This window comes from Gammaproteobacteria bacterium, assembly GCA_029880545.1.
Taxonomy (GTDB): domain Bacteria; phylum Pseudomonadota; class Gammaproteobacteria; order Acidiferrobacterales; family SZUA-150; genus JAOUOD01.
This window is the reverse complement of the sequence record JAOUOD010000007.1, coordinates 93,892-116,360: the sequence shown is the minus strand read 5'-3', so window position 1 is coordinate 116,360 and position 22,469 is coordinate 93,892. Positions and strand designations below refer to the sequence as shown.

Genomic DNA, 22,469 nt, shown 5'->3' with positions numbered 1-22,469 from the left:
GCGACCCTCGCTACAAATCAGTTTTTGAGTTGTTGGTCGACACGCCTTAACAGCGTCTCGCCTTCCTGTGTATTGACTCGCTCACCCTCGGCATCACGAAGCACGACATAGCCGTCGTTGCCGGACATCACCAGTTGCACCTGGTAATAGGCAGCAACAGTCTTTGTGGTACGGGAGAATATGCCGCTGGTCTCGGTTTCCGTGGTTTGCACGAAATACACGTACTTGTCCGGGTTGCGATCCTGCACCAGCAGGCCGGCGCGATCCAGGGCAATACCCAGCTTGCGCCAGGCACTGTCCAGCGGGCCACTAACCTTAATGGTCGGGTAACCGTCCTTGTCGCGACCGAGCTTGCTCTTTTCGACAACAACTGTTTCCTTCACTTCCGGCTTGCTCTTGTCGAGGGTGCCGACTTCGAGAAAACGGATAAACAGGTACAACATCTCGGCTTCGCGCTCCGGGTCGGATGCGCGATTCTGCCAGCGGGTTTCGACAACATCAGGACCGCCGCCCCCTACAGTTACTTCTTCCATGGCCAAGTGGGTAATAAACAGCTCAGTTTCGCCTTTGCTACCGCGCTCAATTCGCAGGCGGAAACGATCGCGAATACCGGAGGCGCCACCACCAAACAGGGAGCCAAAAAAGCCGGTTTTGCCCTGCACCAGCGGACGACTTTCGGCCCAGTCGGTTTCCATTACACCGGTAACCGGGTTCTCCCTGGCAATGCTCAGGCCAACACCACCAACAAAACTGCGCATGGCGACCCAAATCGACTCGGGATTGCGCTTGATGACCGCCCAGCGATGTGAACCGGCACGAACTACCCGGGCAATGCCAGATTCCGGAAGCACGCTGCCGGTATTGCCCACCATGGGCTCAGCCCTGCCGGTTTTTTCGGCCTCGACCGCGGCTGAGGCCGAGGACGGCAAATCGTAGCCACCCTCCGCGGAAACCGCGCTGAGGTCCGGCGGCACTTCCAGGGGCCGAAGGGTTTCAGCGCCATGATAATCAGGTTCACTGGTAGTGGAACAGGCGGCCACGAGGGCTGTGACAATAACGATGGCGCCTCGGCGCCAATTAGGGCTTCCCAACATGCTGGCCTTTCTCTCTTAAACTAGTTTAACGCGCCTGCCTGGCGCATGGCCTGGCGAAGCGGTTCATGGAATTGTGAAGACAATACGGTCAACGGCAGGCGAATATGCAGACCAATCAACCCCATTTCGTGCAACGCCCACTTTACCGGAATCGGGTTGGCTTCCAGGAACAGGTCCTTGTGCAGACCCATAAGCGTATCATTGATTTGAGCCGCGCGGGTCCTGTCACCAGCCAACGCCGCCTTGCACATCTGGCTCATGGCAGCCGGTGCCACGTTGGCGGTCACTGAAATAACACCATGGCCACCGGCCAGGATCAGGTCCATTGCCGTAGCATCGTCTCCGGAATAGATTTCGAAGCCGTCGCGACTACAACCCAGGATGGCGGCCACCCGGCTGATATCGCCGGTGGCTTCCTTGATGCCGACAATATTGGGGATTTCAGACAGGCGCCCGGCAGTGGCCGGCTGCATGTCACAGGCAGTACGGCCTGGCACATTGTACAGAATCTGCGGGATATCCACGGCTTCAGCGATGGCCCTGTGGTGCAGGTACAGGCCTTCCTGGGTCGGCTTGTTATAATAAGGTGTTACCAACAGGCAGGCGTCAGCACCAGCATCGGCGGCACAACGGGTCAGCTCAATGGCTTCGCGGGTGGAGTTGGCACCGGTTCCGGCAATAACCGGGATGCGCCCGGCCACGTGGTCCACGGTCAATTTAATGGTATGGCAGTGCTCGTCCATGTCGAGGGTGGCGGATTCACCGGTGGTGCCCACCGAAACGATGGCGTCTGTACCGTTTTCCAGGTGAAAATCGATCAGCTTGCGCAGCGCTGCCTCGTCGACCGAACCATCGTCGTTCATGGGGGTGACCAGCGCGACCATACTGCCTTGGAACATGATGCAAAACCATCCTAAACGGGAAAGCCGCATGGTACTTATCCCCCCTTCCGAACACAAGCAGCCCGGCCTTATTTACCGGTCAATGGATTGAGGTTGGCCGGCCGATTCCGCGCATTTTCGTGGCATCCGCGCGCAGGCTTGATACGATCACCTTCCAGACCCGGTTCGACCAAGGTGGAGACTCGCCCATGTCCAAATCATCGCCAAACTCATCACCAGATTCACCGCCAACGCCCGAATCCGGCATCCGCGAAATTCGGATTAATCCCATCGTGCCCAGCGAGTCGGTGCTGGTGGCCACGGCCCGCAGCATGCGCCCGAAAAAAGCCGAGGACCCGGCGCCACGGGACACGCGCCAACACGTGGACACCTGCCCGTTCTGCACCGGCAACGAAAGCCTGACGCCGCCGGAAATTGCCCGTTACGGCGCCGACGGCGACAGCTGGCAGATTCGTATCGTCGAAAACCTGTACCCGGTACTGGGTGATGACCGCAGCCAGCCCAATCTCAGCTTCGGCCTGCAACAAACCATCGATGGCTATGGCCGCCATGAAGTCATAATCGACAACAGTGCCCACGGCATTGCCATTCATGAAATGGCCGAGCCGCACCTGGCCATGTTGTTTGGCGCGTACCGGGATCGCATCCAGCAGCTATACAATTCCAACAGCCGGTTGCGCTACGTACTGGCCTTCAAGAATTTTGGACCAGCCGCTGGCGCCAGCATTGCCCACACGCACAGCCAGATCATTGCCATGCCGGTGATTCCTGATAACGTGCAGGCCGAAGTGGATAACAGCCGGAAGTTCTACGACAAGCAGCAGCAATGCATTTTCTGCACCCTTATCGATGAGGCACTGACTTTCGAGGCAACCATCTACGCAAAGGAATCCGGCGAAGTGCATCGCAAGATCAATGTCGGCCAGTACGTTATCGAGCGCGGCAAGAAGTTTATTGCCATCAAGCCGTTTGCCAGCCGCTATGAATGGGAAGTGCATATTCTGCCGCTTCAGCACCAGGCCGACTTCCTGCATATCAATGATGACGATTTTGCCGACCTGGCAGCAGTCATGAAACGCACCATGGCACGACTTGACGCCGTGCTCGGTGGCGTGCAATACAACTACTTCCTGCACTCATTGCCTCATGACACCCATTGTGAAGACTGCCATGCCTCGTACCACTGGCACCTGGAAATCTGTCCGCGTACCAGCATCCCCACAGGCTTTGAACTGGGGTCAGGCCTGTTTGTAAACACGGTAGCACCGGAACAGGCTGCAGAGAGGCTGCGCAATGCGGAAATCGAATAAGCAGTTCAATCACAGGGGTACGCGATGAACCGCCTGGCAGCATGTGTTGTCTGCTACTGGGCTCTCCTTGTCAGCCCGGTCGCGGCTTTTGCCGGTCATCCATCTGCATGCAAGGAGACCGGCACACGCATTCCGGACATTCGACTGACCGAAGTGGCGCGCAACCTGGACAGTCCCGTGCACATCACTCATGCCGGTGATGGCAGCAAACGCCTGTTCATTGTTGAACAGGCGGGACGCATTCTCGCACTATCCGGCAACAAGCCGGGCGCAACAGCTTTCCTCGATATCCGCGACAAGGTCAGTAGTGGCGGTGAGCGCGGCCTGCTCAGTGTCGCTTTTCATCCCCGGTTCAGGAGCAACGGCCGCTTTTATGTGAACTACACCGTTCGGGACAAGGGGCTTTACACCATTGTTTCCGAATTTCATCTCAACAAGACCGGGACTGTTGATTACACTTCCGAGCGCGTACTGCTGAGAATCAAGCAACCTTACAGCAATCATAACGGCGGGCAGCTGGCGTTTGGTCATGATGGTTACCTGTATATCGGCATGGGTGATGGTGGTTCTGCCAACGATCCGCCCGGTAATGGCCAGAACCTCGGCACCCTGCTCGGCGCCATGCTGCGCATAGACGTGGACAAGCAAGACAAAAACACAGCCTATGCCATACCGACGGACAATCCCTTTGTTGGCAAAACCGGCGCACGCCCGGAGATCTGGGCCTATGGCTTGCGTAACCCGTGGCGCTTTTCCTTCGATCGCCACAGCGGTGAACTCTATGCCGCCGATGTCGGCCAGGACGAAGTGGAAGAAATCAACATTATCGAAAAAGGCAAAAACTACGGCTGGCGCATCATGGAAGGCCCGCAATGCACACCCGACATCAACCCGGACTGCAACAAAAAAGGGTTAAGCCTGCCCATATACAGTTATCGTCATAATGTCGGTCGATCCATTACCGGCGGCCATGTGTATCGCGGCAAGAATATCCCGTCACTGTGCGGCAGTTATGTCTACGGTGATTTTGTCAGCCAGGGCATCTGGGCATTGCGCTACAAGGACGGGAAGGTTATTGTCCACAAAACCCTGTTTGATCCGCAGTCATTGCTGAAACTGGTGATTGATTTTTTTGACGATGACGGCCTGCTGATCAGCAGCTTTGGCGAGGATGAAGACGGTGAGCTTTATGTCGCCTCGTACCAGAGCGGACGTGTATTCAGGATTGTTGCGCGCTAGGATTCCTCCGCATCCCACCAGTCCACCACGAACTCGGCAATTTCATCCGGGTGCACATGGGCTTCACTGATAACACGACCACGTACCGACATGCCGGCATGGTGTGCCGAGTCACGTGACTGGCTTATCAGAGGATGCCAGTCCGGCAACGGCTTGCCTTCGGCCAACAACCGGTAGGCACAACTGTGTGGCATCCAGTGCAGGTCAGCGACATTATCCAGTGTCACCTTGACACAGGTGGGTACGCGCTTGCTTCGGTTCGGGTAATCGGTGCACTGGCATGATTCCGAATCCAGTAATTCGCAGACAACATTGGTATAAAAGATTTCACTGGTATCTTCATCTTCAATCTTCTGCACGCAACAAATGGCGCAGCCGTCGCATAACGACTCCCATTCCTTTTCGTTCATCTCGTGCAGGAGCTTTTGTTCCCAGAACTTTTCCGGTTTCATTGATCATGCTCGCCAAAAGATTCAGTGGTGTATCGCGACACCCGTACAGCATCAGACCAGTACTGCGCCGGTAACCCGGCCTTGAGCTTGAGATGGGCGAGGAACTCCCGCGCATCGGCTACCTGTTCCCACACCGAGGGCAGGAAAGTTCCGCGATGATGCCCGGCTTCCAGGATCAGGCCATCGATGCCCGGTCGAATAAGCGACAGCAATTCAGGCTCGGATTCAAACTGCATGGGTACGGCCGGCGATAATACCGAGATATGGATATGAACATAAGCGATTTCATCGTCATCTACCGGTGGGAATCGTGGATCACGAAACGCGGCAGCGTAGGCGTTTTCGACGAGGTCATCAATCAGCGGGCGTCGCGCTTCCAGCGAGCCGATGCAGCCGCGCAACTGCCGGTGCTTGCGCAGGGTAACAAAACAGGCTCCCTGCTCGTTGATCGGACCGGCAAGGTTGTCCCGATCCACGCAAGCCTGGCGCTGCCCGGTACCGGCAACAATCACGTCCCGGGCGATGCCGAGCATCAACCGTCTTTCTGCGACTGGAAACCGGCTCGCGCTATCAGTGACAGATATAGGCTCCATATCCAACCACCCGGTCACGGGATCCGGCGGTGTCGCCGGAATTGCGCAAATCGACCGTTTCAATGGTCATGTGTTTTTGCCGTGCCAGCAGCAACAGGCCCGACACCGGTCCGCGACCGCAAGCATCATCGAAGTGTAATTGTTCGTACTCCATTAGCTCAATGGCGCGACTGGTGCGTGCATCCATTTGCCGGGCGGTCATGTAGTCCTGGTAATGGCTCAGGTCAGAACTGATAACGATCAGCGTTTCGTCGCCTCCCCAAAGCCTGTCCAGTACCTCCGCCACCTGTTCCGGTATCGCTTCACCGACCACGATGGGTACGACGCTGAAGTCTTTCAGAACCATTTGCAGGAAAGGCAGGTGTACTTCGAGACTGTGCTCCTGATTGTGAGCCGCATCCATCACCCTGACCCAGGGCAGGTCGCCTATGCTCTGCTGTGCCTGGCGATCAACCTTGACGGTACCCAGCGGTGTTGAAAATGCCGCCGCTGACGACAGTGCCAGCCCGCTGACCGGAACCCGGTGCGCCGGACCCAGCAGGATTACGCGGGTAATTCGGTCGGCGACGGGCGCCAGGCGTGAATAGGCCGATGCCGCTACCGGGCCGGAATAAATGTAGCCCGCATGAGGCGCGATTATGGCCTTGGGTGGATGCGCGAAGTCGGCCTGCTCGTTCGCCAGCGCCAGCAGGTCAGCAAGTTCATGCTGTAATTGTTCAGCGTCAGCCGGGTAAAACAGGCCGGCCACCGCGGGCTCCCGTACCGTTGCCATGGTAATCACCCGGTGTTGTTTAACAATACCTAAACCATGCGCCCTTCCAGGGCATTATTCAAGACTTGTTTTGCCGGCATGGCATGCCAAATCCCGAATTCCCGGACACCGCACCCGTTAAAGGAGTATGATGAAACTGCCGTGACCGGCAACACGCCACCAGGAGGCGCCTAATGTGCAGCCACGAAATCCTGAACCCGGGCACGCATCCGACACGGTACTGGCATCGACTGGATGACAGCCGGGTTCAATGCGACTTGTGTCCCCGCGAGTGCAAGCTCCGGGAAGGGCAACAAGGATTGTGCTACGTGCGCGAGAATCAGCATGGTGCCGTGGTGCTGACCACCTACGGTCGCTCCAGCGGGTTCTGCATTGATCCCATAGAAAAAAAACCTTTGAACCATTTCCTGCCGGGAACACCGGTATTGTCCTTTGGTACAGCCGGTTGCAATCTCGCTTGTAAATTTTGCCAGAACTGGGACATCAGCAAGTCCCGCGAAATGGATACTCTTGCCGACCAGGCGTCTCCCGAAACCATTGCCCGCGCAGCAAAATCCCTGGGCTGTCGCAGCGTCGCCTATACCTACAATGACCCGGTTATTTTTCTTGAATACGCGGTGGATGTAGCCCGCGCCTGCAAACAACATGACATTCGCTCGGTTGCGGTAACTGCAGGCTATATCAGCCCGGAACCGCGAACAGAGTTTTTTGATCACATGGACGCCGCCAATATCGACCTCAAGGCATTTAACGAAGATTTCTACTTCCGTCTGACCGGCGCTCACCTGCAACCGGTGCTTGATACCCTGGAATACGTTTATCACCAGGCTGATACCTGGCTGGAAATCACAACATTGCTCATTCCCGGGCAGAATGACTCCGATGACGAGTTGACTCGCATGAGTCAATGGCTGCTCGAACATCTTGGACCCGATGTACCGGTTCATTTTTCCGCGTTTCATCCTGACTGGAAAATGCGTAACCTGCCGGCAACACCCGCTGCCACGTTAACCAGGGCGCGCAATATCGCCAGGATGGAAGGACTGCACCATGTCTATACCGGCAATGTTCACGACCAGGAAGGCGGCAGCAGCTGGTGTCACCATTGTGGCAACAGGGTTATCGGTCGCGACTGGTACGTGCTGACTGACTGGCATCTCGATGAGCACGGTGCCTGCCGATATTGCGGCACACCACTGCCCGGCGTCTTTGAGTCCCAACCGGGAAACTGGGGTGCCAGACGACAACCGGTGCGCTTGCGTGATTTTGGCCGGGCTTCCCGCACTAACGAACCGACCTGGTAGCGATCACTGTTATGAGCAATATTTTCGACAACGACATTTCACGCGAAATCTGGGCGAGCCGCTATCGCTACGAGTGTCATGACCGCATGGAAGAAGACATAACAGACTCATGGCGGCGCATCGCCCGGGCACTCGCCGAACCGGAGACCGACAAGACCCTGTGGGAAAAACACTTCTATCAGGCCTTGGATAACTTTCGTTTCCTGCCCGGAGGCCGGATCCAGGCAGGAATAGGCACAAACAGGAAAGTCACATTGTTCAATTGTTTTGTCATGGGCCAAATTGAAGATTCCATGAACGGGATATTCACCGCCCTCAAACAAGGCGCGTTGACCATGCAACAGGGCGGCGGCGTCGGCTATGATTTTTCCAGCCTGCGGCCTGCCGGCACCGCGGCTCGCCACACCGGAACCATTGCCTCAGGACCGGTATCATTCATGCAGATATGGGACAGCATGTGCGCAACGTTATTGTCATCCGGAAATCGTCGCGGCGCCATGATGGCCACGCTACGCTGCGATCATCCAGACATTGAAACCTTTATCGACGCCAAGGCGTCAGGAGGATTGCATCATTTCAATTTATCGGTACTGGTTACGGACAATTTCATGCAGGCCGTAAACAACAACGAGTCATGGCCTTTGATTTTTCCGATGTCGGCAATGGTCGGGGCCGGTATTACCGATACCATGGAATGTCATTGGGGCGCGGCTTACCGAAAACAGGGCTGCACAATCGTTCGTACCGTATCAGCACGTGAGCTGTGGCAAAAAATCATGCGCGCCAACTATGATTACGCCGAGCCCGGTGTGTTGTTTATCGATCGAATCAACCGGACCAACAACCTGTATTACCGGGAGCATATCAGCGCTACCAACCCGTGCGGCGAAATCCCGCTGCCACCGTATGGCGCCTGCGACCTGGGTTCATTGAACCTGGCGCAATTTGTCGACCAGCCGTTTTCAGCACAGGCCGGGCTGAATCTTGATGACCTGCTTGAGACCGTCCGCCATGCAGTACGCATGCTTGATAATGTTATTGATCTGTCGCACTACCCGCTCCCTGAACAGGAACGCCAGGCACATGGGTCACGACGGGTTGGCCTAGGCATTACCGGGCTTGCTGATTTCCTGATGATGCTGAATCTTGATTACGGCAGCAAACGGTCCCTGCACGTAACTTCTGACCTGATGAAACGGGTGTGCGTTACCGCTTACGAAACATCTGTTGAGCTGGCCCGGGAAAAAGGCAGCTTTCCGTTCCTGGACAAGAACGCCTACTTGCAATCGGTCTTCATCAGAAAGCTGCCTGAACATATTCGGGAGGGTATTCGGGAACATGGTATTCGCAACAGTCACCTGCTCGCCATCGCACCCACTGGCACCGTCAGCCTGCTGGCCAATAATGTCTCCAGTTCACTGGAGCCGGTATTCAGCCGCAAACAACGACGACGAATCATTGGTGCCGACGGCCAGGCACAGCAGCTGGAACTCCAGGACTATGCCTGCATCCGGTGGCAACAACTGTACCCCGGTAAAAATCCGGTACCGCCACATTTTGTTGATAGCCACTCCATTGACCCGCTAACACACCTGCGCATGCAGTCAGCCATCCAGGAATGGGTGGATAACGCCGTCTCAAAAACCATCAACATGCCTGAATCCCTGGATTTTGACGACTTTATCCAGGTCTATTACGAGGCATGGAAGCTGGGTCTCAAAGGATGCACAAGTTTCCGGCCCAATAAGGTAACGGGATCGGTAATTGAACAATTGCCGGAAACCTCGGCATGTTGCGGAGCAGGTGACGGAAGTGATTAATCATAATGAACCCAAAAGTCGGCAAAATCAATACTACTCATTCCCGCGCCGGGTCGCTAGAATCAATATTATTCCAGAACCAAAAGAACAAGGAAGGAAGGACGAACATCAATGACTGCTCCGAAGATCGGCAAGGTGATTCCTGACCTGAAAATAAACACAACCGGCGACAAGAGCTTCAAACTGTCTGAACTACGCGGCCAACGCGTTGTTTTGTATTTCTATCCAAAAGACAGTACACCGGGCTGTACAACGGAAGGCCAGGATTTTCGTGACAATCATGCAAAGTTCAAACGATTGAACACGATAATCCTTGGCGTATCGCGTGACAGCCTGGCATCACATGACCGGTTCCGGGAAAAGCAGAAGTTTCCGTTCGACCTGGTTTCCGATACTGATGAAAAACTGTGCCGGAAATTTGATGTCATAAAGGAAAAGAACATGTATGGAAAAACGGTGATGGGCATCGAGCGCAGCACCTTTGTTATTGACGAGAAAGGCATACTTCGTTTTGAGTTCAGAAAGGTCAAGGTCGCAGGTCACGTCGATGAAGTACTCGCCGTGGTCAAGGAGCTGAGCAAACAATAACCCCAGGGGTCGGCAAAACATGAAGCCATCATCACGCAAGCTGTTTGTTATAGATACCAACGTATTGATGCATGACCCATCCGCTATATACCGATTCGAAGAACACGACATTTATATCCCCATCGCCGTACTCGAGGAACTCGATCGGCACAAGACCGGGCTTTCGGAAGTTGCACGCAACGTGAGGCAGGTGAGTCGTTACCTTGATGAGCTGGTAGCTTCATCAACCGGTAACATCAAGGATGGCATCCGGCTACCCGCGCCGGAAGACAAGCCGGCCGGCCGCCTGTATTTCTACATGGATGCGGTACACAGCCCGCTGCCAAACGGTCTCGGCCATGCCAGCACGGACAACACGCTGCTGGGCATCACCCATGATCTCGACAAGAATCACCCGGACAACGAAGTGATCCTGGTCAGCAAGGATATCAACCTGCGCATCAAAGCTACCGCCATTGGCCTGCTTGCCGAAGACTACACCAACGACCAGGTACTGGATGATGCTGACCTGCTTTTTTCAGGCATGGAAAAGCTGGATGACAACTTCTGGACCGACCACGGCGAAAACATGGAATCGTGGCACGAAGGCGAACACAACTATTATCAGCTGCATGGCCCGCAAAGTTCGCATTGGTTCCCGGGCCAGTTTGTGTTCACGGACGGCGAGCCAGGCTTTGAAGCAATGGTATGCAAAAACAGTGCAGACGGCGCCACGCTTCGCATCACCCGTGATTACCGCCATGAAAAAAATGCCGTTTGGGGCATCACCGCACGAAATCGTGAACAGAATTTTGCCCTGAACCTGCTCATGGATCCGGATATCGATTTTGTCACCCTGCTCGGCGCTGCCGGTACTGGCAAGACCTTGCTGGCGCTGGCTGCCGGCCTGACACAAACCATGGACAGTAACCTGTACACGGAGATTATTGTCACCCGCATGACTGTTCCTGTCGGTGAAGATATCGGCTTTCTGCCCGGCACCGAACAGGAAAAGATGGAGCCGTGGATGGGCGCACTCGAGGATAACCTGGATGTATTGCACGGCATGGAAAAGGAACAACAAAACAGCTGGGGACGCGCGGCAACCCATGACCTGCTGCGTCACCGGATCAAGATCAAGTCGCTGAACTTCATGCGCGGTCGAACATTCCTTCGCAAATACATTATTATCGACGAAGCCCAGAACCTGACATCACACCAGGTCAAGACACTGGTCACCCGTGCCGGTCCCGGTACCAAGATTATCTGCCTTGGCAACCTGGCGCAGATCGATACGCCGTATCTCACCGAGACTACTTCGGGCCTGACTTACGTGGTGGATCGCTTCAAGGATTGGCAACACTCGGGACAGGTAACACTCCAGAGAGGCGAGCGCTCACGACTGGCGGATCACGCCAATCATATTCTCTGAACTGCAACCCGGGTTCAACCCAGTGTATTTTGCTCGTAATACTGTCGAAACAAGGCCTCCAGGTCATCGATCACTTCCGGGGCCGGGCGCGCCTGCATCAGGTGCTGACCCATCAGGTCGCCGGCCTTATGCAAAAGCATTTCGGTATTAATCATGGGATAGGTGTTGGTCAGGCGTTTCATTGCCTGGACTACGGATTCCTGTTCCGGTCTTGGAATTGCCAGCGGGTCTTGCGGCAACGGATCGCGCCCATGACGATGATCAAGAAATTCGGCGTACTCGATCAAGACGGACGCCATCTCGCCAGGTAGACGCCCGAGGATTTCTTCCAGGCGCTTGATGTGCTGCTTTGTTGCCACTGCTTATTTGCCAGCCGATTGCTTCTCGCAGTGCTCATGAGCGAAATCCATGAATTCTTCCATGGCTCGCAAACGAAACTTCTGGCGTTGATAGACAATGGAAAATGGCCGCTCCAGTGGCGGCTCCAGTGGCAATGACACCAGCGTTCCCAGCTTGATTTCCTTCTTCACTGTCGCTTCGGACACAATGGACACACCCAACCCGGCCTCAACGGCACTCTTTGTCGCTTCGGGACTGCCCACTTCCAGGCTGACATCGAGATCAGTCATGTGAAGCTTGTGATCGGTCATATAAGTGCGAATTACATCGCGCGTTCCGGATCCTTCCTCGCGGCAAATAAATGGCAGATCATCAAGCTCTTCGGCGGTAATGCGCTCCTGCCGGGCCAGAGGATGTTGCGGATGGCAAATGAAAACCAGCCTGTCCTTCCAGCAAACATCGGCCACCAGATTCTTGTTGGTCACCGGTGACTCGACAATGCCGACGTCAACGGAGTTATTTTCAACCATATGCACAACGCCAAGTGAATTGGATACGCTGAGCCGAATATTGACGCTGGGGCAGCGTTCCCTGAATTCTCCCAGTAGGCTCGGTAAAACGTATTCCGCGATGGTAGTACTGGCACCGATAATCAGGATACCGCTGACGTCGCCGGTCATTTCCCGGACCCGGTTGTCCATCTCACCATAGAGCGCGATGATCTTGTCAGCATATTCAAATACCCGTTCGCCGGCCATGGTCAGGCTGATTCGATTATGAGTTCGGTCAAAAAGGCGTGTGTTGAAATGCTCTTCCAGCTGGCGAATCTGGAATGTCACCGCTGGCTGTGTCATATGCAGCGTTTCCGCTGCCTTTGTAAAGCTCAGCAGGCGCGCTACGGTGTGAAACACCTGGAGTCGTCGATCGGCCATGAAAATCCTCGGTCTATGCGCGCGTCAGTATTATAAGAATTTGTGTCGCGCTCATTAATTTTGCCTATTATCGCGCGAGGCGGGCTGTCGGCGCAACTTCGGCACCGTGGGCGGGAGCCTAGAAACCTTCCAGCTTGAGCTTCAGGTCGGTGGCGCTGCTGGCGTAGCGCAGCGCGATTTCCTCATCAATTTGCTTGCCACGCACCAGGTCCAGCAGGCAACTGTCAAAACTCAACATGCCTTCAGCCTTGGTGCCTTTCTTGATCAAATCCTGCAGCTCCTTGATTTTCAGGGGATCAAGAATCAATTCTCGCGCCAGCTGCGACACGGTGAGCACCTCGCAGGCAACCGCTCGACCCACTCCTCCTGACTTTGGAATCAGGCGTTGTGACACCACGCCGCGAAGATTGGCGGCCAGCTTGGCGCGCATACCCTGCTGCGCCTCTGGCGGGAATGCAGAAATGACACGTGTAACAGTTTCTGCCGCGGCTGGCGAATGTACCGTGGACAACACCAGGTGGCCGGTTTCCGCAGCGGTCAGCGCAGTTTCAATGGTCTCCGGGTCGCGCATTTCACCCAGCAGGATGATATCCGGGTCTTCACGCATGGCGGCACGCATGGCACCGGCAAACGTATTGGTATCAATACCGATTTCGCGCTGCGTAATAATGCAACGCTTCTCGGTAAACAGGAATTCGATTGGATCCTCAATGGTGACAATGTGCTTGGCCTGGGCCGAATTGATCGCATTCACCAGCGAGGCCAGTGTTGTTGATTTGCCCGACCCGGTTGCACCGGTAATGAGGATGAGACCGCGCTCATGGTTCATCAATGACGGCACAATATCCGGCAACCCCAGCTCGCGCGGTGACGGAATAGAGCTGTTGATAACACGCAATACCATGCCAATACTGCCGCGCTGATAGAAGATATTGGCACGTACACGACCGATATCCTTGAAACCAATGGACAGATCGACCTGGTGCTCACGGTCAAACTCTTCCTGGTTTTTCGGTGTCATCATGGTTCGGGACAGGTTTTCCATGAAATCTGCCCTGAATGGCGGGATGTCCTTGATCGGGCGGAGCACGCCATCAACCCGCAATATCGGGTGATTACGCGTACGCAAATGAATATCTGATGCCCTGTGCCGAACAGCCAGGGCCAGAATCTGACCAAGGAGTTTTAACGGGTCTGCTGCCGAATCCATGAATATTGATACCAGTGCCTGCGGTGTTTCCGGTTTGCGTAAAATCTGATTTGTTCTAATTGAAGCAGCATAATTACCATTTCGCAATGCAGAAAAGAAAAAAACCCGCCCGGTATTGACCGGTGCGGGTTCTTCTTTTTCATGGGAAACAGCCGGGTATAACCGGTAATACCGTTTTACTTGTAGCCGGCAACAGCTTCAAGCGCGGTCTTGATGCCACCAGGCGCAGTCATGATCTTGGTGAAACCATGATCACCAATCATCTTGGTGTCCGGGAAATGTACCGCAATACGGAAACGACCGGCCAGGGCGACAGCTTCCTTGCCCTGCACCATCAACTCGTAGGGTAAATACGCGGTCGAACGAATATCCTCGAAATCGATGATGTCCATGATTTCCTTGTCTGTATCCATAACCCTGGAGGGAGCCTCGCTAAACCCGTCTTTCTTGGCAGCCGCTACAGCCTTGGCGTATTTTTCGTTGTCTCCGACCGGGATAGCCACACCAAACACGCTGATCTCCTTGCCCGGGATGTCAATACGATAAACCTTTTTGGTGCCACCGGCACCCTTGGCCAGGTTGGCCTCCACCGTATCAACAGCAGACTTGTAGCTGTCAAACTTGTTCAGCAAGGAAGTGTCTTCGAAATACGGCATGAACATGGCGTAATGATATTTGCCAGGCTTCAGATCGTTTTCGTTCACGCCTTTTGATCCGTATTCCTGCACCGCACCGAGTGCAGCTTTCAGTGCTGCTGATACTGTGGCAAGAGAACCCAGGCCGTAGGCGGTTCCAAGATACTCCGGGTTCATGTATCCGACCTGGAGTTTTCCTTTAACCTTGGTAACCGATACACGCTGGGCAACGCCAAATCCACCGTTCTTGGCTGCTGATGCAGCTGCGGTCAATTCCGGGTGAGTGGCGGCAATTACCGTAGCATCGTCATACGGAGAATAGCTGCCAACAACAGTAAAGCCACCCTTGGTCAGCGCCTCTTTAACAGACGCTACGGTCGCGGCCATATCAGTGCTGGCGGGCTCATTACCCAGAATAAACGGCTTCAGCAGTTTTGCCTGGGCCAGGGGTGCTGCCAGCAGCAGCACACCAAAAGCAATAGATAAAACAGATTTCAAAACTTTCATTTTTGTTCCTCCAGAAAACAGAAGGGCTGAAACACATGTTTCAGCCCCCCGATTTTTAATGGCGATCAATCATTTCTCAATCAGACTTGCTCGATCACCTCAGCCAGACTTAGAAGCGGTAGCTGTAAAGCAGGTTCCAGTTCTGCTGACTGTGAGTCGTGGTTACACCTGTGTTTGAGTTTGTTTGCTCAACTTCAGGCGCGATAACCAGTGACAGGTCAATTGAAGACTCTTTGCTGATACCGTAACCCATACCCAGCGTGAAGTGCTTCTCAATGATAGCCGGGAACATCGGGTTCATGTACTCATCCGGTACCGGGTTGCTGGAAACGTTAACACCAGCACGCACTGCCAGGTTAGGCATGGCCTGGTATTGGCCACCCATCTGGATCACGCTCTGGTCTTCCCAGTCCTGGTACATGGTGACCGACAGGTCGCTGCCACCCAGACCAAACATTGCTGCCGCACCAGTCTGCGTGGCATCGGCTGTAAAGCTCATGTTGAAGTTCTCCATTACACCGGACCACTTGATCAACTTGTAGTCCATGGCCATCATGAATTTATCGTTGATCTTGTAGGAACCACCAAGGGCATACATTTCAGGCCACTGGAAGTCTTCAACAGCAATCTTGCCGGTGACAGGAACTGTTACCGCGTTGCCACCCGTAGCTGGACCGGACACGTTCATGGACAGCACTGCGTTATCGGTTTCCAGATCGCCCAGAGAAGTCTTGGAGTGATAGGCCGCGCCCAGGGTGAACTGGTTGTTGATCCTGTAGGTTGCGCCCAGCTTGGCGCCAAAACCAGTTGACTTGGCTTCGCCGGTGAAATCGCTATCATCAGAGAAATCGAAGCGTGCCCAATTAATTGTATCCAGCATGCCAGCCATCAACGCACCACCCATAATGGTGGTCATGGTGCCGCTGGCTACACCCAGGACATTAGGGGAACCTGGCATGAAGTCCATGAACGTACCTGGAGCAGCGTTAGGAACGCCAGGAGTATTCCAGCCACCAGGCATGGCCATTTTCAGATCCATACCGGCCCAGACGAAATCTACTGAACCGCCGACGGTGAACTTGTCATCAATATTGTAAGCCAGGGGTGCAATCAGGCGACCGACGCCCACTTCAGAGCGTACTTCTTCGCCTGAACCTGCGGCCATAAACGTATTGGCTTCGTATTCAGTACCCATACCACCTTGTGAGAACATGCCAAAGCCATAGGCCATCTTGCCTGACTTTTTGCCCCAGCCAATGGCCGGCATCAGGAACTGGTTGGCGCCTGATTCGGCAGTCATGGACATCGGCATTTCCATGGAAGACTCAATGGTCGGTGCCAGGATGCCAATGGCGACATCAATTTGAGAGCCGTCTTCTTCTGCCAGGCCCAGGGTGGCCGGGTTGTTCATTACGGCGGCAGCGCCGTTGTTGTACGCCATGGACGCGCCACCCATACCGGTTGCAATGGCGCCATAGCCCTCGAGGTTCATACCGTTGGTAGCCATTGCGCTCGGCGCAATCAGCGCGCCACTGATTGCAGCAGCCAACGCCAGTTTTTTGTTTGCCTTAAACATTCTAATCTCCTCCTCAGAAGATATAAGGTTTTGTTGTCTGGATTTTCTTCGGTGGGTGGAAACTTGATATTCCCTCTCACACACGTCTTTCAACCCGTTCTTGTTTGCCGACAAAAGCATGAATGATGGTTTGCTGCCGGTGCGGGATGTATAACGGCCACAAATAATCCGCCCCACGACGTTGTTTGTCAATAATTTATTCCCAAAAATACCGGAATAATGAAAAACAAACTAACTATATAAACTCCAGCCGCTTTCCAGAATTCGCCTGCCAAAAACAAAAAAGGCATGATCGGTATCGATCATGCCTTGATAAGCATTCACTTATATTTTGACCTGTAAAACTGCATCAACATTTAGATATATAATGTGATGTCAGCTTCACCGGCAAAGCCAAAGAAAGTGGACGCGCCACCAAACTCTGCTTCAGGAATGAAATCGTCCTTGGTGAAATCAAACAGGTCAACGGTCATCTGGCAACCAATCATGCGCACACCCGCCTCCTGGCAAAGATCACGCAGTTCTTCCACGGAAGCAACACCCTTGGATTTCATCTTGGATTTCATCATCGCGGTCATGATCGCTTCCATGCCCGGGATTGCAGTACCCAGCACCGGAAACCACTTGTCCATACCCATAGGCATGGGCATGCCAGGATTACCCAGCGGGCTCACCTTGAGAGGCATTTTTTTGCGCAGCAACTGCAGACCGTAGAAAGTGAAGAAGATTTCCACGTCGTACCCCAGCGCAGCTGCAGTAGAACCCAGGATAAATGGCGGGTAAGCCCAATCCAGGGTTCCCTTGGTGGCGATAATCGCCAATTTCTTTTGAGACATTGTTTCACTCCTCATGGCAATAGCCAGTATTCAACAAATGAAAAGGTGCGTACCGAGGTACGCAATCCATTCAGATCTTTGTGTTGTCGAAATTCATTGATTCCGACGATTATTATTATGATTTTGTTACTCTGGCCCTACACCCAAGCACAGGCCACACTACAGGCAAAAGCCGGCAATTAGCCGGCTTTCTTGATCAGGAAAGTAAACTCACCGTTTTCTTCACCTGATTCCATCAACTCATTACCAGTCTGGCTGGCGAATGCCTGGAAGTCTTTCACTGAACCGGGATCGGTAGCGATAATGCGAAGCACCTGGCCGGCTGACAAGCCATTCAGCGCCTTTTTCGCACGCAAGATCGGCAGCGGGCAGTTCAATCCGCGCGCATCCAGTTCTTCATCAAAATTAGACATAGTCCCTCCTACGTTAAGTCAATTACCGAAACCGGCCAGTGGCCGACCCGGAAGCATAAAATCAGATCGGGGCTGTATATTATCCGCAATCAGGGACCCGGGAAATACCCGGAAGATTCGGACCCACCCCATACCGAATAGGCAAAAAATACTATAAATTCAATAAATTATAATATAAGCAAATTCAGGTGAGCCATAGATTGCCCGTTTCGCTCGCATCTGACAAGCCCCAAATAAAATTTTTACTCATTCTCGACCCGGTAGTACTATGGTGACGTTATGTAGGGTCGTCAGATCACGGGATACCGGGCCAAGCTACCGATTCTCCCGGCATGCCAAATCAGCCGTTAAACATATACTTATTATACGATATTAATGTCATTTCAGAGTTTATGGTCCATCCCGGCTCACCAATGAGGTCCTTCCTGACTCCAGCGTTGCACAAACTGGTTGCGTCCCTGCTGACCGGCGTCCTCATATCTTTTTCCGCAACCGGGAATTCCGATTTGCCTGACCTGGGGGATGAATCGGCCGCCGTCATGTCGCCCTACGAAGAACAGCGCCTCGGTGAAGCCTATATGCAGCAGGCCCGACAACAAATGAATTTTATCAGCGACCCGGAACTGCTCGATTACATCGACAGGTTGGGGCAGCGCCTCGCCAAACATAGCGATCAGCCCGACCAATCGTTCAGGTTTTTTCTTGTCAGTGACTCCAGTATCAATGCTTTTGCCGTTCCTGGCGGATACATCACGCTGCACTCCGGCCTGATCACGTCGGCCGAAAATGAAAACGAGCTTGCTGCCGTCATAGCTCATGAAATTGCGCACATCACACAGCGCCATATTCCGAGGCTGCTGGCAGCCAAACAGAAAAGCGCTTTGCCGAGTATGGCTGCCTTGCTGGCAGCCATCGTGTTGCTCAATTCCGGTAACATCGAGGGCGGACAAGCGGCTGTTGCCCTGTCCACCGCTGGCGTCATTCAGCGTGAAATCAACTTCACCCGTCACCATGAAGAAGAAGCGGATCGGGTCGGCACCCGCATTCTTGCTGACGCCGGTATTGACCCAAGAGCCATGCCGGATTTTTTCAAACGACTGGTTTCCTGGGGTCGTCTGTACAACACCAATCTACCGGAGTTTCTCCAGACACACCCGTTGAGCACGCGCCGCCTGACAGAATCTGAAAACCGGGCGGAAACCTATCCGCGCCAGGTTGCCACCCCAAGCGCGGATTTTCACCACGCCAAGGCGAGGCTGCGAGCTCTTGTGACCAGCCAGGCGCCCGAGGAAACCGTCAAATATTTCCAGTCCAGCCTGGAAGACAAAAAATACCAGTTTGAACAAGCCGAACGATATGGTCACGCCCTCGCCCTTGGTCGCGCCGGCCGATACGAGGCCTCCATCAAAGAACTGAATCAACTGCTCGCCAAACCTGCCTACGCAAAACATCACAAACTTTACCAACGGGCGCTGGCCAACGCGTACGCTGCATCAGGCCAGCAAGCCAAAGCCAACACCCAGTTTCAGCAACTCCTGAACAAACAGCCGGATGACCAGGCAACGCTTATTAGTTTCGCCACAATATTACTGAAAGCCAGGCAGCACGAAAAAGCGTACGAAATATTACGAAAAAGCGTTCGAATTGATAATCAAAATCCGGAAATTCAGCGCATGCTGGCAACCGCGGCAGGCGAAACCGGCAGAACGATCGAATCACATCGTGCCATGGCTGAGTATTATTTTATGAGCGGTGTACCCAGCATGGCACTGGAACAACTCAAAATTGCCAAACGTTTTGCCAAGGATAATCCGTATCACTTGGCCGCCATCGAGGCACGCACGGTAACTGTCAATGAAACATTGAAGCAGGCTTCACGGTAACGATAACAATTCGCCGTTACCGCCTCGTTTACCGGCCATCAACCTGATCAACGGGCAAGCAAGACTACAACAACATCATTATATAAGTATGTTCTAACATTATGCGGCGCTATTCATAAATTCTTTTATCTGTGCGTAACGATTATTGATGCAATTTGATTCGCCGACTCTGGAATAATTCCATAATCCCCTGCGTCCCTCCTAGCAGGCACAAACACTGAATAAACCTCAGGGTTGCGCCTCATAATGACTCATGTATGCTATTGCAATCGAAGCTGGCGCGACAATATCAGTTTTCGAAAACAACACATACACGACAGCAATGGTGCAGCCCGCACTGTTAGCAGTTAACGAGCGAAATTTACAGGAGGAGAAATGCGGTACACCGCCAAACTTATGGCTGGCGCCGGAGCAATTCTTGCAATTGCCGGTAGCTTGCTCATCACCCCCGCTTCTTTTGCTGCTGGCGAAATGCCAAGCAAGAAAGTATGCGAAAGCTCAACCGATGCAGTAGTCCAGGGTGGCTGCGTCATGACTGATCGCAAGAAAGGTAACTGCATGGCTTGTCATCGATTTGCCGGCCTTGAGTCAACCCGCTTGCAGGCTGGTAACATTGCACCCCCACTTGTCGCGGTCAAGCAAAGCTGGGCCAACCGTGGCGGCAAAGAAGGCCTGCGCAAGCAGGTTTGGGATGCAACAACAGTCAATCCCAACTCATCCATGCCTCCGTTTGGGCGCCACAAGATCCTGAGTGACAGCGAAATCGACAAGATCGTTGAATTCCTCTGGACCCTGTAAGCACTACAGGCGCGTAACATTTATGAAGGTTGTAATATTTAGGAGATAACCCCGTGAACAACATGAAACGTAGAACTTTTTTAAAAGGAACACTGGCGGGCAGTGTTCTGGCAGTAGCAGCCGGAAGCGGCTTGCTTCGGCCGACCGAAGTCCTGGCCGCAGAATGGCCAAAGGGCGGGTTTGAAGCAAAAAGTATGGATGACGCACTGAATGCACTTTTCGGCAGCTCAACCACGGCAGATAATGGTGCCATCGAGATCAAGGCGCCAAACCAGGCGGAAAACGGCGCAGTCGTACCGATTGCAGTCGATGCAAGCAAGATCAGCGGCGTTGAAGGTGTTGCCATTCTGGTTGAAAAGAACCCTTCACCGCTTGCCGCCTCTGTCATGACCCCGGGCGCAGCGGGTTTTCTGAGCGTGCGCGTCAAAATGGGCAAAACCTCGCCTGTAGTAGCGGTTGTTAAAGCCGGCGGCAAACTGCATTCCGCGAAAAAGACCGTCAAGGTTACTGTCGGCGGTTGCGGCGGTTAATGGTTGGTAATGACTGAATATTTAGAGGATTAAAAACATGGCACGTACTACGAAAATCAAGGCCCGCTCCAAGGGCGGCGCGACCGAAATTCTGGTTCTTGTGAGCCATCCGATGGAAACCGGTCAGCGCGTTGACAAAAAGACCAAGAAAAAGGTTCCGGCTCACTTCATTCAGAAAATGACGTTCAAACTGAATGGCAAGGAATTTGCGGACGCCAATCTCGGTCCCGCAGTTTCCAAGAACCCTGTAGTGGGCGTTCGCGTCAGTAATGCGAAAAAAGGCGACAAAGTATCTGTTCGCTGGTCCGACAATATGGGTGAAAGCGGAGACGCAACCACCACTGTTTAAAATATTATTTGATGGCACTGCAGGCAATGCGCCTGTAGTGCACAATCAAACCCTGGAGGAGAGCACCGTGATGAAAAAACTACTGTGGTCACTGGCTGTACTTGGCTTGATTGGCTCCCTGCCGGTCAGCGTTCAGGCAACGCCTTCGAATGACCTGAAAGAGTATCGTGAATTTTTCCAAAAGAAGTTTCCAGCAGTAAAATTTGAGGAATATTCCAACGGCATATACGCCCTGCCCGGCGCGGAAGATCGTCGTGCGGAATGGGAAGCCATTATGGAATTCCCGCCGTATGAACTGGAACTGGAAAAAGGCCGCAAGTTCTGGAAAGAAAACAAACTTGGTTCATGCTTCCGCAAGGGTGGCAAAGGCGTAGCTGCCAACTACCCTTACTGGAATGGCAAGGAAATTCGTACCATAGAACTTGATATCAATGACTGCCTCAAGAAAAACGGCAAGAAGCCCATCGAGGATCTCAAGAAAGGCACCATGGCCCAAGTCGTGGCGTACATGAAATCCTTGTCCAGGGGCGTTCCGGTCCGGATCAACCTGGACAGCCAGGGCGCCATTGATGCCTACAACAAGGGTAAGCAATTCTACTGGGCGCGCCGCGGCCAGTTGAACTTCTCTTGTGCCAACTGTCACGTTCAGAATGCGGGCAAATTCATAGCCGGCAACATTCTGAGCGCCGGCTTGGGTCATGGTGTTGGCTTCCCGGCCTATCGCTCCAAGTGGGGTGGCCTCGGCACGCTGCATCGCCGTTACGGTGGATGCAACAACAACATTCGTGCCAAATCTCTGAAGCCACAGAGTGAGGAATACCGCGCACTTGAGCTATACGAAACTTACCTGAGCAATGGTCTGCCGTTGACTGCTCCAAGCCAACGTTTCTAGTACCCGCTCAAAGAAGAGCCCGGCGCAAGCCGGGCTTTTTTGTTTTGCTGAACACCGATTTCATGGAATGAAAGACAAAACAGT

23 protein-coding genes are annotated in these 22,469 nt (G+C 53.7%); 11 read left to right on the top strand and 12 right to left on the bottom strand.

Going from position 1 to position 22,469, the window contains the following annotated elements; all coding sequences use genetic code 11:
- Positions 1 to 17 precede the first annotated feature (17 nt).
- Together bamC and dapA are read right to left on the bottom strand one after the other, a co-directional pair.
- Positions 18 to 1,094, bottom strand: a complete 1,077-nt coding sequence (gene bamC / locus OEZ10_09785; protein MDH5633264.1) for an outer membrane protein assembly factor BamC — start codon at positions 1,092 to 1,094, stop codon at positions 18 to 20.
- A gap of 20 nt (positions 1,095 to 1,114) precedes the next feature.
- Positions 1,115 to 1,993, bottom strand: coding sequence for a 4-hydroxy-tetrahydrodipicolinate synthase (dapA, locus tag OEZ10_09780; GenBank protein MDH5633263.1), 879 nt, complete (start codon positions 1,991 to 1,993; stop codon positions 1,115 to 1,117).
- 191 nt (positions 1,994 to 2,184) lie between these two features.
- Here dapA and OEZ10_09775 point away from each other — a divergent pair, with 191 nt between their 5' ends.
- Entirely contained in the window at positions 2,185 to 3,306 is a 1,122-nt protein-coding gene (locus OEZ10_09775; GenBank protein ID MDH5633262.1) for a DUF4931 domain-containing protein, read from the top strand.
- Positions 3,307 to 3,330: 24 nt separating this feature from the next.
- Positions 3,331 to 4,545: a PQQ-dependent sugar dehydrogenase gene (locus tag OEZ10_09770; protein MDH5633261.1), complete on the top strand. Its 1,215-nt coding sequence runs from the start codon at positions 3,331 to 3,333 to the stop codon at positions 4,543 to 4,545.
- Here the strand turns inward: OEZ10_09770 and OEZ10_09765 are convergent.
- The 3 genes from OEZ10_09765 to amrB are packed head-to-tail and all read right to left on the bottom strand — an operon-like array spanning position 4,542 to position 6,362.
- Positions 4,542 to 4,997, bottom strand: coding sequence for a YcgN family cysteine cluster protein (locus OEZ10_09765; GenBank protein MDH5633260.1), 456 nt, complete (start codon positions 4,995 to 4,997; stop codon positions 4,542 to 4,544). The genes OEZ10_09770 and OEZ10_09765 overlap by 4 nt on opposite strands.
- Positions 4,994 to 5,590: an AmmeMemoRadiSam system protein A gene (gene amrA / locus OEZ10_09760; GenBank protein ID MDH5633259.1), complete on the bottom strand. Its 597-nt coding sequence runs from the start codon at positions 5,588 to 5,590 to the stop codon at positions 4,994 to 4,996. Before amrA ends, OEZ10_09765 begins: the two co-directional genes overlap by 4 nt.
- Positions 5,568 to 6,362, bottom strand: coding sequence for an AmmeMemoRadiSam system protein B (amrB, locus tag OEZ10_09755; GenBank protein MDH5633258.1), 795 nt, complete (start codon positions 6,360 to 6,362; stop codon positions 5,568 to 5,570). Before amrB ends, amrA begins: the two co-directional genes overlap by 23 nt.
- A 173-nt stretch (positions 6,363 to 6,535) precedes the next feature.
- On the opposite strand from amrB, the gene amrS reads away from it, so the two are divergent.
- The 4 genes from amrS to OEZ10_09735 all read left to right on the top strand — a co-directional run bounded on the left by amrS (position 6,536) and on the right by OEZ10_09735 (position 11,485).
- Positions 6,536 to 7,666, top strand: coding sequence for an AmmeMemoRadiSam system radical SAM enzyme (gene amrS / locus OEZ10_09750; protein ID MDH5633257.1), 1,131 nt, complete (start codon positions 6,536 to 6,538; stop codon positions 7,664 to 7,666).
- An 11-nt stretch (positions 7,667 to 7,677) separates the two neighbouring features.
- Positions 7,678 to 9,486, top strand: a complete 1,809-nt coding sequence (locus OEZ10_09745) for an adenosylcobalamin-dependent ribonucleoside-diphosphate reductase (GenBank protein ID MDH5633256.1) — start codon at positions 7,678 to 7,680, stop codon at positions 9,484 to 9,486.
- 111 nt (positions 9,487 to 9,597) lie between these two features.
- Complete coding sequence (locus tag OEZ10_09740) at positions 9,598 to 10,074, top strand: peroxiredoxin (GenBank protein MDH5633255.1); 477 nt, start codon at positions 9,598 to 9,600, stop codon at positions 10,072 to 10,074.
- 19 nt (positions 10,075 to 10,093) lie between these two features.
- Positions 10,094 to 11,485 carry a PhoH family protein gene (locus OEZ10_09735; GenBank protein MDH5633254.1) on the top strand — a complete coding sequence of 464 codons (1,392 nt, stop codon included), beginning with the start codon at positions 10,094 to 10,096 and terminating at the stop codon, positions 11,483 to 11,485.
- A 14-nt stretch (positions 11,486 to 11,499) separates the two neighbouring features.
- On the opposite strand, the gene OEZ10_09730 is transcribed toward OEZ10_09735, so the two are convergent.
- The 7 genes from OEZ10_09730 to OEZ10_09700 all read right to left on the bottom strand — a co-directional run bounded on the left by OEZ10_09730 (position 11,500) and on the right by OEZ10_09700 (position 17,933).
- Positions 11,500 to 11,844, bottom strand: coding sequence for a Crp/Fnr family transcriptional regulator (locus tag OEZ10_09730; GenBank protein MDH5633253.1), 345 nt, complete (start codon positions 11,842 to 11,844; stop codon positions 11,500 to 11,502).
- Positions 11,845 to 11,847: 3 nt separating this feature from the next.
- Complete coding sequence (locus OEZ10_09725) at positions 11,848 to 12,756, bottom strand: selenium metabolism-associated LysR family transcriptional regulator (GenBank protein ID MDH5633252.1); 909 nt, start codon at positions 12,754 to 12,756, stop codon at positions 11,848 to 11,850.
- A 118-nt stretch (positions 12,757 to 12,874) separates the two neighbouring features.
- Positions 12,875 to 13,966: a PilT/PilU family type 4a pilus ATPase gene (locus OEZ10_09720; GenBank protein MDH5633251.1), complete on the bottom strand. Its 1,092-nt coding sequence runs from the start codon at positions 13,964 to 13,966 to the stop codon at positions 12,875 to 12,877.
- A gap of 176 nt (positions 13,967 to 14,142) precedes the next feature.
- The gene (locus tag OEZ10_09715) at positions 14,143 to 15,108 is read right to left on the bottom strand and encodes a hypothetical protein (GenBank protein ID MDH5633250.1); all 966 of its coding nucleotides are present in this window, start codon (positions 15,106 to 15,108) and stop codon (positions 14,143 to 14,145) included.
- Positions 15,109 to 15,217: 109 nt separating this feature from the next.
- Positions 15,218 to 16,684, bottom strand: a complete 1,467-nt coding sequence (locus OEZ10_09710) for an outer membrane protein transport protein (GenBank protein ID MDH5633249.1) — start codon at positions 16,682 to 16,684, stop codon at positions 15,218 to 15,220.
- A 356-nt stretch (positions 16,685 to 17,040) separates the two neighbouring features.
- On the bottom strand, positions 17,041 to 17,520 hold the full coding sequence (locus OEZ10_09705) for a DsrE/DsrF/DrsH-like family protein (protein MDH5633248.1): 480 nt from the start codon (positions 17,518 to 17,520) through the stop codon (positions 17,041 to 17,043).
- A 179-nt stretch (positions 17,521 to 17,699) separates the two neighbouring features.
- Positions 17,700 to 17,933 carry a sulfurtransferase TusA family protein gene (locus OEZ10_09700; protein MDH5633247.1) on the bottom strand — a complete coding sequence of 78 codons (234 nt, stop codon included), beginning with the start codon at positions 17,931 to 17,933 and terminating at the stop codon, positions 17,700 to 17,702.
- Between the two features lie 506 nt (positions 17,934 to 18,439).
- Between OEZ10_09700 and OEZ10_09695 the strand changes: the two genes are divergently transcribed.
- The 5 genes from OEZ10_09695 (at position 18,440) to soxA (ending at position 22,385) form a co-directional block, all read left to right on the top strand.
- Positions 18,440 to 19,816 (top strand): M48 family metalloprotease, encoded by a 1,377-nt coding sequence (locus OEZ10_09695; GenBank protein ID MDH5633246.1) that lies wholly within the window; start codon positions 18,440 to 18,442, stop codon positions 19,814 to 19,816.
- 375 nt (positions 19,817 to 20,191) lie between these two features.
- The gene (soxX, locus tag OEZ10_09690; protein ID MDH5633245.1) at positions 20,192 to 20,614 is read left to right on the top strand and encodes a sulfur oxidation c-type cytochrome SoxX; all 423 of its coding nucleotides are present in this window, start codon (positions 20,192 to 20,194) and stop codon (positions 20,612 to 20,614) included.
- A 62-nt stretch (positions 20,615 to 20,676) separates the two neighbouring features.
- Positions 20,677 to 21,144, top strand: coding sequence for a thiosulfate oxidation carrier protein SoxY (soxY, locus tag OEZ10_09685; GenBank protein MDH5633244.1), 468 nt, complete (start codon positions 20,677 to 20,679; stop codon positions 21,142 to 21,144).
- Between the two features lie 37 nt (positions 21,145 to 21,181).
- Positions 21,182 to 21,493 carry a thiosulfate oxidation carrier complex protein SoxZ gene (soxZ, locus tag OEZ10_09680; GenBank protein MDH5633243.1) on the top strand — a complete coding sequence of 104 codons (312 nt, stop codon included), beginning with the start codon at positions 21,182 to 21,184 and terminating at the stop codon, positions 21,491 to 21,493.
- 70 nt (positions 21,494 to 21,563) lie between these two features.
- Entirely contained in the window at positions 21,564 to 22,385 is an 822-nt protein-coding gene (gene soxA / locus OEZ10_09675) for a sulfur oxidation c-type cytochrome SoxA (protein ID MDH5633242.1), read from the top strand.
- Positions 22,386 to 22,469 lie beyond the last annotated feature (84 nt).